Genomic DNA, 15,829 nt, shown 5'->3' on the forward strand with positions numbered 1-15,829 from the left:
GCCCTGTCCCAGGCCATCCGGCCGGGCTCGGCGCGTCCCGGTTCCGGAGAGCCCCATGTCGCAATACATCTACACCATGAACGGTGTAAGCAAGATCGTTCCTCCCAAGCGCCAGATCATCAAGGACATCTCGCTGTCGTTCTTCCCAGGCGCCAAGATCGGCCTGCTGGGCCTCAACGGTGCCGGCAAGTCCACCGTGCTGAAGATCATGGCCGGCGTGGACACCGACTTCCAGGGCGAAGCGCGTCCGCAACCGGGCATCAAGGTCGGCTACCTGGCGCAGGAACCGGAACTGGATCCGAACAAGACCGTGCGCGAAGCGGTCGAGGAAGGCGTCGGCGAAGTGCTGCAGGCGCAGGCCGCGCTGGACGCGGTGTATGCCGCCTACGCCGAGGAAGGCGCCGACTTCGACAAGCTGGCCGCCGAGCAGCAGCGCCTGGAAGCGATTCTCGCCGCCGGTGACGCGCACATGCTGGAGCAGCAGCTGGAAGTGGCCGCCGACGCGCTGCGCCTGCCGCCGTGGGACGCCATCGTCGGCAAGCTGTCCGGCGGCGAGAAGCGCCGCGTCGCGCTGTGCCGTCTGTTGCTGCAGAAGCCGGACATGCTGCTGCTCGACGAACCGACCAACCACCTGGACGCCGAGTCGGTGGAATGGCTGGAACAGTTCCTGGCCCGCTACACCGGCACCGTGGTGGCGGTCACCCATGATCGCTACTTCCTCGACAACGCGGCCGAGTGGATCCTGGAACTCGATCGTGGCCGCGGCATTCCGTGGAAGGGCAACTACACCGACTGGCTGGTGCAAAAGGAAGAGCGCCTGAAGCAAGAAGAGAACCAGGAAAAGGCGCGCCAGAAGGCGATCGCCAAGGAACTGGAATGGTCGCGCCAGAACGCCAAGGGCGGCCGCTCCAAGGGCAAGGCGCGCCTGGCCCGCCTGGATGAACTGCAGTCGGTCGACTACCAGAAGCGCAACGAGACCAACGAAATCTTCATCCCGCCGGGCGAGCGCCTGGGCAACAGCGTCATCGAGTTCAAGAACGTCTCCAAGAAGTTCGGCGACCGCCTGCTGATCGACGACCTGAGCTTCCTGGTCCCGGCCGGCGCCATCGTCGGCATCATCGGCCCGAACGGCGCCGGCAAGTCGACCCTGTTCAAGATGATCACCGGACAGGAGAAGCCCGACTCCGGCACCATCAACATCGGCCCGACCGTCAAGCTGGCCTACGTCGACCAGAGCCGCGACAAGCTGGAAGGCAACCACAACGTGTTCCAGGAAGTCTCCGGCGGCCTGGACATCCTCAACATCAACGGCGTGGAAATCCAGTCGCGCGCCTACATCGGCCGCTTCAACTTCAAGGGCCAGGACCAGCAGAAGCTGGTCGGTTCGCTGTCCGGTGGTGAGCGCGGCCGCCTGCACATGGCCAAGACCCTGCTGCAGGGCGGCAACGTGCTGCTGCTCGACGAACCGTCCAACGATCTGGACATCGAAACCCTGCGCGCGCTGGAAGACGCGTTGCTGGAATTCCCCGGCAACACCTTCGTGATCTCGCACGATCGCTGGTTCCTGGATCGCATCGCCACTCACATCCTCGCCTTCGAGGGCGACTCGCACGTGGAATTCTTCCAGGGCAACTACCGCGAGTACGAGGAAGACAAGAAGCGCCGCCTCGGCGCCGAAGGCGCGCAGCCGCATCGCCTGCGCTTCAAGGCACTGAAGTGACGATTCGGCCCGTGGCCGGCAACGGCCACGGCTTTGCCGAACCGCCATCCCCGCGAAAGCGGGGATCCATCGTCCACCGGCAATAAATCCCGAAGGGCCGGATTCCCCCGAATCCGGCCCATTCTTTTTTATCCCAACTCGCCGGGCATCCGTCGCGGCACGCGCTGCGGTACCCTGCCCCCGGATGAAGAGGTAGCCCCATGTCCATCGATCGCCTGTTCCGCCTGAGCGAGCACGGCACCAGCGTCCGCACCGAACTGCTGGCCGGCGCCACCACCTTCCTGACGATGTCCTACATCGTCTTCGTCAATCCGGAGATCCTCTCGACCACCGGCATGGATGCGGGCGCGGTGTTCGTCGCCACCTGCCTGGCGGCCGCGCTCGGATCGCTGATCATGGCGTTCGCCGCGAACTTCCCGGTCGGCATGGCGCCGGGCATGGGCCTGAACGCGTTCTTCGCCTTCACGGTGGTCGGTACGGCCGGCCTGCCTTGGGAGCAGGCGCTGGCGGCGGTGTTCATCTCCGGCCTGGTGTTCCTGCTGCTCAGCCTCACCGGCGTACGCGCCTGGCTGGTCGCCGGCATCCCGCCGTCGCTGCGCGCGGCGATCGTCGCCGGCATCGGCCTGTTCCTGGCGATCATCGCGCTGCAGAAATCGCAGGTCATCGTTGGCAATCCGGACACGCTGGTCGCATTGGGAACGCTGCATTCGCACGAACCGCTGCTGGCGCTGGGCGGCTTCCTGCTGATCGCGGTGCTGGAAGCACGTGGCGTGCGCGGCGCGATCCTGATCGGCATCCTGGTGGTGACGGCGTTCGCCGGACTGCTCGGCCATGTCGATTACCAGGGCATCGTCGCGGCGCCGCCCAGCCTGGCGCCGACCTGGCTGCAACTGGATCTGCCCGGCCTGCTGCATCGCGACGACGGCACGCCGATCGCCGTGCTGTTGCAGGTGGTGCTGGTGTTCGTGCTGGTGGAAGTGTTCGACGCGACCGGCACGCTCTACGGCGTGGCCGGACGCGCCGGCCTGCTGAAACTGCCGGATGGGCAGAAGCGTTTCGGCCGCGCCCTGCTCGCCGACAGCGGCGCCATCATCGCCGGTTCGCTGCTGGGCACCAGCAGCACCACCGCCTATGCCGAAAGCGCATCCGGCGTGCAGGTCGGCGGACGCACCGGCCTGACCGCGTTGGTGGTGGCGCTGCTGTTCCTGGTAGCCCTGCTGTTCTCGCCGCTGGCGGCGATGGTCCCAGGCTACGCAACCGCGCCCGCGCTGCTCTACGTGGCCGGCCTGATGCTGCGCGAACTGGTCGACGTGGACTGGAGCGATCTGACCGAATCGGTGCCGGCCGCGCTGTGCGCGCTGGCGATGCCGTTCACCTACTCCATCGCCAACGGCCTGGCGTTCGGCTTCATCGCCTACGCAGCGCTCAAGCTCGGCACCGGCCGCTGGCGCGAAGTGCATCCGGCGGTGTGGCTGGTGGCCGGGTTGTTCATCCTGCGCTACGCGTTGGCGTAGGGTGACGATGTTGTTTTGCGGAAACCGGCGGAAGAGCTCGCGGCCGGAGGCCGCTCCTACCCTGGGTTTTACCTTCGCGGTGTAGGAGCGCCATCCCGGCGCGAGCCTTTGGCGGATATCCCGGCCCCCTTGCTTCAGTCGTCGCCTTGCAAACCGGGGAACAGGATCTCGGTATAGCCGAACTGGCTGAAGTCGCGGATGCGCGAGGGATACAGCCGGCCAATCAGGTGGTCGCACTCGTGCTGCACCACCCGCGCGTGGAAGCCTTCGGCCTCGCGATCAATGGGATGGCCCTGTGGATCAAAACCGCGATAGCGAATCGCGCGATGGCGCGGCACCACGCCGCGCAGGCCCGGCACCGACAGGCAACCTTCCCAGCCATCCTCCATTTCGTCGGACAGCGGTTCTATGACGGGATTGAGCAGGATGGTGCGCGGCACCGGCGGCGCATCCGGATAGCGATCGCTGTTGTCAAAGCCGAAGATGACCAGTTGCAGGTCCACGCCGATCTGCGGCGCGGCCAGGCCGACGCCGCTGGCCGCAGCCATGGTCTGGAACATGTCGGCGATCAGTGCGTGCAGTTCCGGGGTATCGAACCGTTCCACCGGGTTGGCAATCTTCAACAGCCGCGGGTCACCCATTTTCAGGATGGGATGAATCATGTCGTTTCCTCCACGTCCGGCAGTTCAAACACCTGCCGCAGATAACGCACGTAGCCTTCGTCCTCGCACATGCTCTTGCCGGGCGAATCGCTCAGCTTGGCGACCGGCTGGCCGTTGCAGCGGATCATCTTGATGACAATCTGCAAGGGTGTCGGCCCCAGATCGTTGGTCAGGTTGGTACCGATGCCGAACGCCAGCCGGCAGCGGCCACGGAAGCGCTCGTAAAGCCGCAGCACTTTCTCGACGTCCAGGCCATCGCTGAAAACCAGCGTCTTGGTGCGCGGATCTATGCGCATCCTTTCAAGGTGCGCGAGGATTTCCTCGCCCCACTGGAGCGGCTCGCCCGAATCGTGGCGCATGCCGTCGAACAGTTTGCAGAAGTACAGATCGAAATCGCGCAGGAACGCCTTCAGGCCCACCACGTCCGACAACGCGATCCCCAGATCGCCGCGATATTCCTTGGCCCAGATATCGAAAGCCACCGCCTGCGAATCGCGCAGGCGCGGACCCAGTGCCTGGAATGCCTGCAGCCATTCGTGCGCCATCGTGCCCAGCGGGGTCATGCCGTATTCGCGCGCGAAGTACACATTGCTGGTGCCGACGAATTGCGCCCCCAGCCCAGCCTTGAGAATCGGCAGCACGCGCGCATGCCAATCCCGCGAGTAACGGCGCCGGGTGCCGTAGTCGGCAATGACGCAATCCTCGCCGCCTTCGCGCAGACGCGCGATCTTGGCATCCAGCCGGCGTTCGCCTTCCGCGACGTCGGCGACGCCCGCATGGCGGAACCAGACCTCGTTGATGATCGCCAGCAGCGGCACCTCGAACAGGATGGTGTGAAGCCAGGGACCGACGATGTCGAGTTCGATTTCCCCGGGAATCGTCGGTGAGACCCGCAACCGGATGTATTTGCGATCCAGGTGGAACAGGCCGAGGAAATCGGCGAAATCCGACTTGATGAAACGCAGCCCGCGCAGATAATCGAGTTCATCGGTCCGGAAGCGCAGCGTGCACAACGCATCGATTTCCGCGGAAATCTCATCGAGATGGTCCGCCAGCGGGACGCCCGGCGTGCGGCACTTGAAGCGGTACTGCACCTGCGCGGCCGGATAGTGATGCAGGACCGCCTGCATCATCGTGAACTTGTAGAGATCGGTATCGAGCAGCGAGGTGATGATCATCGGGCCGGGCCGTGCGGGAGCGCTGTCAGCATACTCCACGCGCTCCAGGCGCATGCGCCGTGTCCGCCGCCGCGACGACAGGCCCCGGCGGGGTCAGCGACGACGGAACAGCAACCGCAGCGCCACCGTCGCGAAATGCGCCCAGATCGCACCGAATACTCCGATGCGCACTCCCAGGCCACGCTGGCTGGCCTCGAACTTGCTGAAATACCGCCACAGGCCCCGATGCTTGTGCCACTCCACGAAGAACGGCCGCGCGCGACTGGAGACACCGCGGATATGCACCACGCGCACGCGGTTGGCCACGGCCACCAACGCGCCGGCCATACGCGCGCGCCGGCACAGATCGAGATCCTCCGCGTGCAACCGATAGCCCTCGTCGAACCCGCCAAGCCGGCGGAACAGCGAACGCGGCATCACCATCAGCGCGCCGGAGAGTGCTTCCAGCGGTTGCAGCGCCTGCGCATCGTCCACCTCCACACCCAATCGCGAGGCGGCGCCCGGCGCGGTCAGCATCGCGGCGAAATCCGGATCGCGGCGACGCGCGGCGGTGTCTCGAATCCCTGCTTCGTCCACCAGATCCGCACCCAGCAACGCTTCCCCACCGGTGGCGGCCGCCAGATCGCGCAATCGGGCCAGGGTATCCGGCAACACCTGCAGATCCGGATTCACGAACGCCAGCCAGGGCGATGCCGAATCGTCCGCGCCCTGGTTGCAGCCGACCGAGAAGCCCGGATTGTCCGGGTTGGCGACGAAGCGTACGCGCGGATCCGCCAGCGCGTGGCGCTGGACCACGCTCACGGTGTCGTCGCTGGATGCATTGTCCACCACCCGGATTTCCGCCACGTCCACCGCATCGCGAAGGCGCTGCAGGCAGTCGTCGATGGTGCTGGCGCTTTCGTGGGTGACGACGATCGCGGCGATGGCGCGCGAATCAATCGAAGAGTTCACGTTGCGGTTCCGGCGCGCCGGCCTCCAGGTAAAGCGATGTCAGTTGCTCGCGCAGCGTGCGCACGGGGTCTTCCATCAGGAAATTCGCGAGCCGCGCATGCCAGGCCGGCCAGCGCGCGTTGATCGTGTCCATGTCACCGTCGGCGGGCAAGCCTTCGCCCCCCCGCGCCACGAAGGCGGTTTCGCACAGCGCGTTGCGCCAGCCGAGGCCGGAAAGACGCAATGAAAGATCGATCAGCGCGGCGTACCAGGACGCATAACTGCTGGCATCCAGTCCCCCGGCCCGCTTGCGGGCGCTGCCGCGGATGGCGACGGCGTGGGCGACGCCCGCGGGAAGTTCCGGATGCATCGGAGGCATCGCCGCGCAGGCATGCGCGGTACGCTCGAAATCAGCGGGTGGGGCCGAGATCTCACCGAGACGCGGCCACGCGGCGGCCTCGCCCGCATTGCACCAGGGCGTGGCGGTGGCGATGGAAGCATCGCGCGCCAGGCAGGCGGCCAGCTGCTGCAGCCAACCCGGCAGTGGCTGCGCATCCGGCGCGAGGACCACCACGTCCGCATCACCACAGGCCCGCAGCATTTCGTCCAGATGCGCGACCTCGCCGACCGGGCGCGGGCGCCGCGTGTAGTCCGCCTGCAAACGGGTGCGCTGCAGCCAGCGCTCGACGATGGCCAGTCCGCGCGGACCGGCTTGGCCGTCGTCGGCGAGCCAGATCCGCGTGCCGTCGGGCGTGCCCGCGTCCAGCGAACCCAGGCAGGCGTCCAGCGCGTCGTCGTCCGCGCCTATCGGCAGCAGGATGATGGGCAGGGCGGCTGCGGCTGCGCTCACTTATTGTCGGGCTGGTTCAACGGCTTCATCGCCCGGAAGCGCTGGCCGTACTCGTCGGTCAGATCTCTCGCTTCCTGCGGATCGCGGATGATGGTCGGGGTCAACAGAATGATGACTTCCTGACGGTTGCGGTTCTGACGCTGCGAGCCAAACAAGGCGCCAAGCACCGGAATCTTGCTCAGGCCCGGTATGCCCGAAGAGCCCTTGTCGAGGCTGTCGCTGATCAGGCCGGCCAGCATGATGGTATCCCCGCTACGGACTGCGGCTTCGGTCTTCATCCTGCGCGTGTCGATGTCGACGTTGCATGAGCGGCCGGTGGTACCACCGCAGGTGGCCGGGCGGGAGCCGGGCACGCTCAGTTCCTGGACGATGTCGAGGAACACCATGCCGTCCCGCGCAATGCGCGGACGAACCTTCAGCAGCGTACCGGTATCCAGGTACTGCACCTGCGAATAGGTATTCGTGTTCTGGCCGTTATCGATCGTGACGGAATCGATCGGAATCCGGGTACCGACATTCAGGGTGGCTTCCGCGTTATTGCGGATCAACAGGGATGGCGTCTGGAGCAATTGCACATCCGTGGCCTGATCAAGCGCGCTGATGATGGCGGCCGCGTTGTTACCGAGGAACGTCCAGCCGATACCGGTATCCGGACGAATGCTGCCACTGATGGAACCCCAGATGCGACGTCCCAGGGCACTGGGAAGAGCCGGGTCGGTCTCCTGGGTCACTGCGTTCTCGAAGAACCAGGAAACGCCATAGCTCAGCTTGCCTGTCAACTTGACTTCCGCAACCTGCGCTTCGATGTGGACCTGCATGGGCATGACGTCGAGTCGTTCGACGACTTCCCTGATCGATTTCCATGCGCTCGCACTGGAACGCACCAGCAACGTATTGGTTTCCTCCACCGCCGCGACACCTACGCGGTCACCGTCGATTTGCAGGGTCAGGCTGGCGTTGCCATCGGACCGCGGCCCCAGACTCAGGTTGCCTCCGCCCAGGGTGCCGCCGGTACTGCCACCCGTCCCTCCGGTACCGCCGAAATCAACGCTGCTATTGCGGTCGTCCAGGCCACCATCGTTGATCTGGACCGGATCCGTTCCCGGCATCAGCGAGGCATTGCCGTTGCCGCCGGTGGTATCGCCGCGGTTTCCGCTGCCGGAACCGAACACCTCCGCCAGCCGCTGCGCCAGGTCCTTGGCCTTGATGTACTTCAGTTCGTACGAATACAGCCGCGCGCCCTCGCCCGCGCTGTCGATGCGTTCCAGCCACTGCTGGATCTGATCCAGGTAGGCTGGCTGCGGGGTGATCACCAGCACGGCGTTGGCGCCTTCCAGGGGCATGAAGCGGAACATGCCGGCGCTCGGGGTCTTGCTGGTTTCGCCGAACACCTTTTCCAGATCCGCGACCACCTTGGTGGCTTGCCCGGTTTCCAGCGGGAACACGCCCACCGACATGCCCGAGAGCCAGTCGACATCGAACACCTCGACCGTGCGCAGGTAGTTCTCCAGCTCCGTACGCGTACCGGCCAGGGTGATCAGGTTGCGGGTGGTGTCGATGTTGACGATGGCGTTGGGGCGCGCATAGGGCTCCAGCACCTTCTTCATCTCGGTGGCGCCGATGAAGCGCAGCGGCACCACCCGCACCTCGTAGCCGCGCGCGTTGGCGGCGCCGCCGGTGCGCGGGGCGACCGTGCCGACCATCGCCTGCTCGGCCGGCATGATGTTGTAGCGGCCGTCGCTGTAGACCATGCGCGCGTTGTTCTGCGCCAGCACCTGTTCCAGCAGGGTCATCGCCTGCGCTGGCGACACCGGCTTGGGCGTGCCCAGGGTGACCGTGCCCTGCACGCCGGGCGCGATCACGTAGTTCTGGCCGAGCATGTCGCCAAGGATGGCCTTGACCACCGCGTGCACGGATTCGCCTTCGAAGTTGAAACTGGCCGAACCCGAACTGGCGCCGCCCAGCGACGGCATCGGCGCCGCCGCCGCGCCGCGGTTGATCATCTGGCCGCTGCCGCGGCGGATGACCGGGCGGGGACCGCTTTCGGGTTCCTCGGTTTCAGCCAGTGGCGAGGTCTGGGCGGTACCCGGGGTGGCCGGGGTCTCTCCGGCGCGCCGGACGTCCGGCGTGGGCGCGGTGGCGCAACCCGCCAGCAGGCCCAGGCAAACGGAGAACAGGAATAGGCGTGACTTCATGCCGGCACTCTACTGATTCGGATTTGGGGTATATGCGGGCGGGTACGCTTCATCGCCCTTTTGCTGCTGGCGCATCTGCGCGCGTCGCGCCTCGATGCGTTTACGAATCGCTTCCATTTGCTGTTCGGTTGTCATCGCCGGTTGCTCGGCCGGTTCTTGCGGCTGTGCCGGCTTGGCTGGCGGAACCGCAGGCACACCGCCGGCGATGGGTTGCGCGGGGGCATTGCCTCCCGTGGGCGGTCCCACAGGCACCGGCACGGGAACCGGTGGCGGTGTGCCCGATACGCTCGGCGGCTGGCCGCCAGTGCCGTCAAACACCCTCAATTCCAGCGTACGACGTCCTTCAGGTCCTTCGAACACCGCCGCACGCGGCTGCAGATCCACCAGCTTCCATTGGGGAGCAGCATTCGCCGCCTCACCCTGCTTGATCCGGATTCCCTCACCGCCCTGACTGGGTTGGAGAATGGCCATGTGCAGTCCTGGCGTCATCAACACGCTGGTCAACACGTAATCGAAACCAGAGGGCTGCGCGTCCGCGTCCCCCGTCAGGTAGAACGGCTGTGGGCGTCGGCTTTCATAAAAGGGGGGGCGCTGAGTGAACTCAGTGTACTGCCCAAGCACTCCCATCCCCTGTGGCGAAGTCTTCGGCAGTGCCGGCAACCGCGCCGCACCGGCCGGGTCGTCCGCCAGCGGAGTAATGCGGCTACCCAACCCTGCCTGAGCCAAGATGGCAACCAGCACCGTCCAGCCGGTCACTGCGGCCAGCAGCAACGTGCGCGGTCCCGTCGATTCAATGGACATCGCCATTCTCCGGCGCCTGCGGCAGCGCTACCGCGGCGGGCACGGCTGGCGAAGCAGCTGCTACCACGCCCGGCTTCAGGTAGCCGTACAGTTCGAAAGTAACATCGAGGCCTCCCGTTCCACCTTCTGGGGCCATATAGGCGTAACTGCTCGAAAGAATGCCCAAATTGTCGACGAACAAGCGCGGGCTGCCAGACTCCAGCGCATGCAGCACCACCAGCAGTTCCGGAGTACCGCAACGCAGGCGGACCTGCACCACCACCCGAGTGAAGCGCTCGCCGGTAGCCTGAGGCAGCGGTGACTGGTTGGCGATTCCGCAGCTGCGGTTGCCCGGGCTGGCCTCCTTGACCACGCCCTCCAGTCGCTGAACCAGACCGGCGGTGGCCAGTTCCATGCTGGCCTCTTCGAGGAAACCTGGCCGTTGTGCCTGCTGGGCCAGTGCGGCCGCCAATTGCTTCTCCACCTCCGGTGCCTGTTGCAACTGCGTGCGCACACGAAGTTCGCGCTCACGCAACGCCTGGATGCGTTGATCCACCTCGAGCATCGGCTGCGTCCACCAGGGATGGACCAGGACCATGTATCCCAATAGGAGGACTGCCGCTAACAGGCCCAGCGCGAGCCATCGGTCGCGACTAGTCGGCACGGTCGCCATTCGACCCTCCCGTGGTGGGTGCGGGGGGCGCCGTCGCGCTCACGAGTTGAGCAGTCAATGTGAACCGATCACGGCGCCGCGTCTGGTCCGGCTGCAGCGCGCCGCTCAAGGCGGGAGAACGCCACAGTGCGGAGCCCTGTAGCTTGGCAACCAGCGAGGAAGCTTCTGAACTCAAGCCGATGAGAATCAACCGATCACCTTCGATCGACATCTTTTCTAGGTACGTGCTGTCCGGCAGGCGCCGGCTGACCTCGTCCAGCACCTCGACCGCGGTCGGCCGCTGTGCGCGTGCCCTCTCCAGGGCGTTCATGCCTTCGACCAAGTCAATCAACTGCTGTCGCTGGCCCGCCACTTTTCGCGCCTGCTCGGTGCGCGTGCGCAATGAGGCCTCGAACCGGTCCGCCGCTTCGCGTCGGTTCTGCAATACGGTCCAGGCGGAAAACAACACCGCCGCTATTGAGAGCGAGCCCAGGGCCAGATGCCAGCCACGCATTGGCGCCTGCCGCACCCGGCGGTCAACGGGTGCCAGCAGGTTCACCCCGAGCGGCCGCCCGTCGGTACCGGATACATCAACGCCACCGAGTTCGTCAGCCAGCCCTCCGAGCGGTGCCAGGACAGCACCGAAGCGCTGCCGCGGAATCACTACCAGATCGACATCGAGCTGCCCATCTTCACGCCGCTGACGCAGACTGGCGTCATAGCAGACATCGTCCGCGCCGAAAGGGGTCTGCCGATCGATCTCGAATCGCACCACGTCGCGCAGCCTGTCCGCCGCCGCCGCGGGCAACACCAGCGTCCGCCGCAGCACCGCGTCGGCCGGCAGCAGCAGCCAGCGTGGCAGTCCGGCCATGCGCTTGCCGAGCAAGCCATCGAGATCGCCGGCTTCCAGCGGCAACGGCAGGCTGGCCAGCTCACGCACGCCTTCCGTGCTCTGCCACGCCAGCACCACTTGATCGTCCTGCTGGCCGAGCAGCAGGCGATCCTGGGTAAGCCCCAGCAGCGAGCGCCAGCGGTGCGGCAACCAACTGGCCAGCGCCCTGCCCCACCATCCGAGCAGCCCACCGGCTCCCGGCAACAGGCGCGCGCGCAGGCTGTCCATGCTGTCGCGGATCGTGCTCATGGCGGTGCAGTTCCTTCTTCCCAGCGCAAAACGGTGTATGCCATCCCCGGCACGGGACCACCGCCGGCCCGTATCACCGCGCGCAGCGTCGCTTCCCGTCCATCGCGAAGCGTCGCGTGGCTCTCGATACTATACGTGCCGCTTCCGCCGCCGGCGAGTTGGGCCCCGGCCTGGTCGGAGGGCAATGCACGCTGGGTGAGGATCCGTTCGGCGTCCAGGCCCATCGCGACCAGCACCGGTCCGGGCGCGTAATTGGCATCCGGCAAGGTGCGGCCGGAGTACAGGGTCAGGTAGGGCGCCAGCCGCTCGTAGTACTCGGACGTCATGCCCAGGACCTGCTGCAGTTCGGCCACGCTCTCGAACGGCGCGTCCTTGGCGCCGTATTCCAGGCCGGCCGCGGCGTAATCCGGATCCTCGGCGCCACCGCGCGGCTGTCCGAGCGAATCGGCATCGCGCCAGTCGAGGATCGCGGCGGCCAGCTGCGGTGCGGTTTCCTCCGGCACGCCGCGCACCCGCAGCAGTTGTTCCAGCAGGCGGATGTCGGCCTGGTTCAGATCGACCTTGCCGCTTTCGTCGATCGCATTGATCCGCAGGCGGCTGCCGGAAAACATCCAGTCGTAGCCACGTCCATCCGGCATCCAGCGGGTCTGCGGCTGCTGATCGGCAATCCGCACCAACGCGTAGTCGATGCCGGCACGGGCCAGTTCGCGGGCGACGGTGCCGTCCCGCGCAACCTGGCCCTGCAGCGATTCCATCCGCGCGGTCACCGCGAACGCGCCGATCAGCGCCGCCAGCAAGGCGGTCAGCCACAGCACCAGCAACAGCGCCGCGCCGCGTTCGCGCATCACAGGCCTCCCGGCGGCTGCGCGCCGCCCCCTGCGCCGCCCTCGCTGTGCACCAGGGTGACGATCAGTTCCGGCCAGCGCGCGCCGGCCTCGGTTTCCACCTCCACCGCCACCTGCAAGGGCAGGATTTCCGCGGTGCGCCAGGCTTCCTGCCACGGGCCGGGCTGCCCCTTCTCGTCCAGGCCGCGATAGCGGAAACGCGCGTTGCGCAGGCCGTCGGCCATCAGCTCGGGGGCGATGGGGTCCGGCGTCTCCACCGCCTGGCCGGCCTGCACGACCGCGAACCGTGCCATCAGGCGTCCCCGTTCGTCGAAGGTCAGGTCGTACAGGTGCGGTCCGCCCCGACCGAGATAGTTGGGCAGATCCGCGACGAAGCGGATGCGCCTCGGCTCGCCAAGGAAACGCGACTGCCGGAACGTGGCCGGATCGGTGGCGAACACCACCGGCAACGCGGTGCCGATGCGCTGGCGCAGGAAACCTTCCACCGCACGCGCGCGTTCGTTCTGCTGCGCGCGAATCTCGCCGCGCTCGACCATCGTGGTCGATGCGCGCACCGTGGCGAAGGCCAGCGCGAGTCCCGCCGCCAGCAGCACCAGCGCCAGCAGCATCTCCAGCAGGGTGAATCCATGCGCGCGGCGGCTCACGGCACGCTCCGGCTGCGATTGGGATCCGGCGGCACCAGCCGCAGCGTGTCCCATACGATCCGTTGCCGTGGCTCGTCGCCCCAGCGGGTGATCAGGCGCAGGCGCAGCAGTTCCGGCGCCGAAGGATCCCGAATCGGCGTCAGTGCCTTGATCGGATCGTCATACGGCGCGATCTCCAGTTCCCAGCGATAGCGGCCGTTCTCGAACTCGCCCTCGCGGCGGCCCGGCTGCAGGAACTCGCCCACGCCGATCTGCGCCAGCAGCGACTGGGTGTGCAGCGAGGCGCGGGTCGCGTCGTCGGCCGCGCGGATCTGACGGGTGGCGCCGGACAGGGAACCCAGCAGCAGCGTCAGCGCGAGCGCCATCAGCGCGAACGCCACGATCACCTCCAGCAGGGTGAAACCATGCGGACGCCTCATGTGCCGCCGCCCCCGCGGACCACCTGCACTTCGCCGGTCAGCCAGGCCACGTCGATGCGCCAAACGGCCTGGCCGCTGCTCAGCCGGATCTGGCCACCGCTGGAACCGCCGTCATGGAAGAACATGATCGCGCCCACGCCCGGCTTGGGCTGGACCTGGCGCGCGCCGACAAAGGCGATGCCCAGCGACGCCGGCACCGTGCCGCGATGCCGGTTGGGGGCCTGCCAGCGGCGATTTTCCGGATCGATGACGAAACGCTGCGGTTTGCCGGTCGCCATCGCCTGCGCACGCGTGTAGCGCAACTGCGCGGCGATTTCGCGCGCCTCCGAACGCAGGCGCATGCCGTCCAGTCCACCGGTCAGCACCATCGCCGCCAGCGTGCCGGCGATGGCGATCAGCATCACCACCAGCAGCATTTCCAACAGCGAAACGCCGCGGGCATCACGCGGCGCTCGGAAGGAAGTGCGAAGGCCGCGCATCGCGCCGTATCCGGCTTACTGGAACCGGATGTCGGCGTCGTAGCTCTCGCCGCCGGGTTTGCCGTCCTTGCCGTAACTCATCAGATCGAACGGCTGGGATTCGCCCGGCGCCCGATATTCGATCACATGGCCCCACGGGTCCTTCAGTTCCGCCGGCTTGGCGTAGGGCCCCAGCCAGCCCGCCGCATTGGTCGGCGCCGTTACCAGATCGTCCAGCCGCGACGGCAGGCTGCCGGTGTCGAGCTGGTAGTTCTCGACCTTGCCGGCCAGGGTCTGGATCTGGGTCTTGGCGAGATTGGCCTTGCCGCGATCGGCGCCGCCCAGCAGGCGGCTGCCGACCAGCGCCATGATCCCGCCGATCAGGATCAGCACGATGATGATTTCCAGCAGGCTGAAGCCGGACTGTGAGGCCGGCGAACGGAAGCGGGGGCCGGAACGGGTTCGGAAGGGCTGGCGCATCGGTGTATTCCTGTTGTATGCGTTGATGAAGTGAGGGGAAAAAGTCTGGTGGATGGTGCCTGAACCGGTTGTTCGGCCAACCGGGCTCAGCCGATGGCGTTGGTCAGACCATACAACGGCAACAGCACCGCCAATATGACCAGGCCCACGACCAGCGCCAGCACCAGGGTGATGACTGGGACCAGCAGCGCCAGCAGTCGTTCCATGGCCTGCCCGGTTTCCTGCTCGAAGGTATCGGCGGTCTTGAGCAGCATGCTGTCCAGCGCGCCGGATTCCTCGCCCACCTGGATCATCTGCAGCGCCAGGCGCGGGAACCGCTTGCCCTTGCCCAGTGAGGCGGCGAGCCCGTGGCCGTTCTTGACCTGGTCGGCGGCGGCGTCCACGTCCGCCCACAGCGCCCGGTTGAACAGCACGTTGCGGGAGATGCCCAGCGCGGCCAGCAGCGGCACGCCGTTGCGCAGCAGGGTACCGAGGGTGCGCGCCAGGCGGGCGGTCTCCAGCCGTGCCACCAGCGGGCCGACCAGTCTCCGTTCGAGGATCCAGCGATCGAAACGATCACGGAACGCCGGATCCCGGCGCTTGCGGTCGAACCAGAGCAGCAGCACGGCGGGCACGGCAATCAGCACGAACCAGGCCTGCTGCACGAACGCACCCGTCGCCATCACCCCGCGGGTGAACCAGGACAGCTCGACGTCCAGACTCTCGTACATCTGCGAGAACTGCGGCACCACGTAGCCCAGCAGGAACAGCAGCGCGAACCCGACCACCACCACCAGGATGGCCGGATAGATCAACGCGTTGATCACGCGACCGCGCAGGTTGCGGCTGCGTTCCAGGTAGTCGGCCAGCCGGGCCAGGGTGTCCTGCAGGCTGCCACCGGCTTCGCCGGCGCGGACCATGTTGATGTAGAGCCGGCTGAACACGCCATGCTGGCGTTCCAGCGCCACCGACAACGGCGCGCCGCCGCGGACCGCGTCGCGCACGTCGGCGATGATGTCGCGCGCGCGCCCTTCTTCCGGCATGTCCAGCAGGATCGACAATGCCCGATCCAGCGGCTGCCCGGCGCCCAGCAGGGTCGCCAGCTGTTGGGTGAACTGGACCAGGCGATCCCCGGCCAGCGGCTGCTGGCGCAGCAGTCCGCGCAGCGAGGTGCCCCCGCGGACGTCGGCCGCCAGGCGCGCCTCGACCGGCAGATGCCCCTGCTCCTGCAGGCGCGTCGCCACTTCGGCGTCGCTGGTGGCCTCCATCTGGCCTTCCAGCAATTCGCCGCGCGGGTTCAGGGCCTTGTAGCGGTACAGGGGCATCGGCAGGGGCTTCCTTGGCGTCCGAGCCCCTAAGCATACGCGCGCAGGATTTCCGCG

Annotated in this window: 16 protein-coding genes; 2 read left to right on the top strand and 14 right to left on the bottom strand. The window is 66.9% G+C overall.

The genetic code is table 11. The features are described from left to right. Window positions 1–55: 55 nt before the first annotated feature. On the top strand, window positions 56–1,720 hold the full coding sequence (gene ettA / locus FHW78_RS06720) for an energy-dependent translational throttle protein EttA (RefSeq protein ID WP_183639071.1): 1,665 nt from the start codon (window positions 56–58) through the stop codon (window positions 1,718–1,720). Window positions 1,721–1,920: 200 nt separating this feature from the next. Next, entirely contained in the window at window positions 1,921–3,234 is a 1,314-nt protein-coding gene (locus FHW78_RS06725; protein WP_183639073.1) for an NCS2 family permease, read from the top strand. A gap of 134 nt (window positions 3,235–3,368) precedes the next feature. On the opposite strand, the gene def is transcribed toward FHW78_RS06725, so the two are convergent. From def to FHW78_RS06795, 14 genes are all read right to left on the bottom strand, one after another. Beyond that, window positions 3,369–3,896 carry a peptide deformylase gene (def, locus tag FHW78_RS06730; RefSeq protein WP_183639075.1) on the bottom strand — a complete coding sequence of 176 codons (528 nt, stop codon included), beginning with the start codon at window positions 3,894–3,896 and terminating at the stop codon, window positions 3,369–3,371. After that, complete coding sequence (gene pncB, locus FHW78_RS06735; RefSeq protein WP_183641193.1) at window positions 3,893–5,074, bottom strand: nicotinate phosphoribosyltransferase; 1,182 nt, start codon at window positions 5,072–5,074, stop codon at window positions 3,893–3,895. Before pncB ends, def begins: the two co-directional genes overlap by 4 nt. A 93-nt stretch (window positions 5,075–5,167) precedes the next feature. After that, a complete protein-coding gene (locus tag FHW78_RS06740) occupies window positions 5,168–6,013 on the bottom strand; it encodes a glycosyltransferase family 2 protein (protein ID WP_183641195.1) in 846 nt (281 codons plus the stop codon). Then, window positions 6,009–6,854, bottom strand: a complete 846-nt coding sequence (locus tag FHW78_RS06745) for a glycosyltransferase (RefSeq protein WP_183639077.1) — start codon at window positions 6,852–6,854, stop codon at window positions 6,009–6,011. Before FHW78_RS06745 ends, FHW78_RS06740 begins: the two co-directional genes overlap by 5 nt. Then, window positions 6,851–9,049, bottom strand: coding sequence for a type II secretion system secretin GspD (gene gspD, locus FHW78_RS06750; protein ID WP_183639079.1), 2,199 nt, complete (start codon window positions 9,047–9,049; stop codon window positions 6,851–6,853). The genes FHW78_RS06745 and gspD overlap by 4 nt, the downstream gene beginning before the upstream one ends. 9 nt (window positions 9,050–9,058) lie before the next feature. Further along, window positions 9,059–9,850: a general secretion pathway protein GspN gene (locus FHW78_RS06755; RefSeq protein ID WP_183639081.1), complete on the bottom strand. Its 792-nt coding sequence runs from the start codon at window positions 9,848–9,850 to the stop codon at window positions 9,059–9,061. After that, on the bottom strand, window positions 9,840–10,493 hold the full coding sequence (gene gspM, locus FHW78_RS06760; RefSeq protein ID WP_183641197.1) for a type II secretion system protein GspM: 654 nt from the start codon (window positions 10,491–10,493) through the stop codon (window positions 9,840–9,842). Before gspM ends, FHW78_RS06755 begins: the two co-directional genes overlap by 11 nt. Further along, on the bottom strand, window positions 10,483–11,622 hold the full coding sequence (locus FHW78_RS06765; protein ID WP_225562310.1) for a PilN domain-containing protein: 1,140 nt from the start codon (window positions 11,620–11,622) through the stop codon (window positions 10,483–10,485). Before FHW78_RS06765 ends, gspM begins: the two co-directional genes overlap by 11 nt. Next, on the bottom strand, window positions 11,619–12,470 hold the full coding sequence (locus FHW78_RS06770) for a type II secretion system protein GspK (protein ID WP_183639083.1): 852 nt from the start codon (window positions 12,468–12,470) through the stop codon (window positions 11,619–11,621). Before FHW78_RS06770 ends, FHW78_RS06765 begins: the two co-directional genes overlap by 4 nt. Continuing rightward, on the bottom strand, window positions 12,467–13,111 hold the full coding sequence (locus FHW78_RS06775; RefSeq protein ID WP_318287722.1) for a prepilin-type N-terminal cleavage/methylation domain-containing protein: 645 nt from the start codon (window positions 13,109–13,111) through the stop codon (window positions 12,467–12,469). Before FHW78_RS06775 ends, FHW78_RS06770 begins: the two co-directional genes overlap by 4 nt. Then, complete coding sequence (locus FHW78_RS06780; protein ID WP_183639086.1) at window positions 13,108–13,530, bottom strand: prepilin-type N-terminal cleavage/methylation domain-containing protein; 423 nt, start codon at window positions 13,528–13,530, stop codon at window positions 13,108–13,110. Before FHW78_RS06780 ends, FHW78_RS06775 begins: the two co-directional genes overlap by 4 nt. Next, the gene (locus tag FHW78_RS06785; RefSeq protein WP_225562311.1) at window positions 13,527–14,009 is read right to left on the bottom strand and encodes a GspH/FimT family pseudopilin; all 483 of its coding nucleotides are present in this window, start codon (window positions 14,007–14,009) and stop codon (window positions 13,527–13,529) included. The genes FHW78_RS06780 and FHW78_RS06785 overlap by 4 nt, the downstream gene beginning before the upstream one ends. A gap of 15 nt (window positions 14,010–14,024) precedes the next feature. After that, window positions 14,025–14,468, bottom strand: coding sequence for a type II secretion system major pseudopilin GspG (gene gspG / locus FHW78_RS06790; protein ID WP_183639087.1), 444 nt, complete (start codon window positions 14,466–14,468; stop codon window positions 14,025–14,027). 86 nt (window positions 14,469–14,554) lie between these two features. Beyond that, complete coding sequence (locus FHW78_RS06795) at window positions 14,555–15,772, bottom strand: type II secretion system F family protein (protein WP_183639088.1); 1,218 nt, start codon at window positions 15,770–15,772, stop codon at window positions 14,555–14,557. Window positions 15,773–15,829: the final 57 nt, after the last annotated feature.

The organism is Pseudoxanthomonas sp. OG2, assembly GCF_014192765.1.
GTDB classification, from domain to species: domain Bacteria; phylum Pseudomonadota; class Gammaproteobacteria; order Xanthomonadales; family Xanthomonadaceae; genus Pseudoxanthomonas_A; species Pseudoxanthomonas_A beigongshangi.

Coding starts and splice junctions, on each gene's coding strand:
- FHW78_RS06795 (WP_183639088.1), bottom strand. CDS start 15,772: ATGCCCCTGTACCGCTACAAGGCCCTGAACCCGCGCGGCGAATTGCTG.
- FHW78_RS06725 (WP_183639073.1), top strand. CDS start 1,921: ATGTCCATCGATCGCCTGTTCCGCCTGAGCGAGCACGGCACCAGCGTC.
- ettA (WP_183639071.1), top strand. CDS start 56: ATGTCGCAATACATCTACACCATGAACGGTGTAAGCAAGATCGTTCCT.
- FHW78_RS06755 (WP_183639081.1), bottom strand. CDS start 9,850: ATGTCCATTGAATCGACGGGACCGCGCACGTTGCTGCTGGCCGCAGTG.
- FHW78_RS06765 (WP_225562310.1), bottom strand. CDS start 11,622: ATGAGCACGATCCGCGACAGCATGGACAGCCTGCGCGCGCGCCTGTTG.
- FHW78_RS06785 (WP_225562311.1), bottom strand. CDS start 14,009: ATGCGCGGCCTTCGCACTTCCTTCCGAGCGCCGCGTGATGCCCGCGGC.
- pncB (WP_183641193.1), bottom strand. CDS start 5,074: ATGATCATCACCTCGCTGCTCGATACCGATCTCTACAAGTTCACGATG.
- FHW78_RS06780 (WP_183639086.1), bottom strand. CDS start 13,530: ATGAGGCGTCCGCATGGTTTCACCCTGCTGGAGGTGATCGTGGCGTTC.
- gspD (WP_183639079.1), bottom strand. CDS start 9,049: ATGAAGTCACGCCTATTCCTGTTCTCCGTTTGCCTGGGCCTGCTGGCG.
- def (WP_183639075.1), bottom strand. CDS start 3,896: ATGATTCATCCCATCCTGAAAATGGGTGACCCGCGGCTGTTGAAGATT.
- gspG (WP_183639087.1), bottom strand. CDS start 14,468: ATGCGCCAGCCCTTCCGAACCCGTTCCGGCCCCCGCTTCCGTTCGCCG.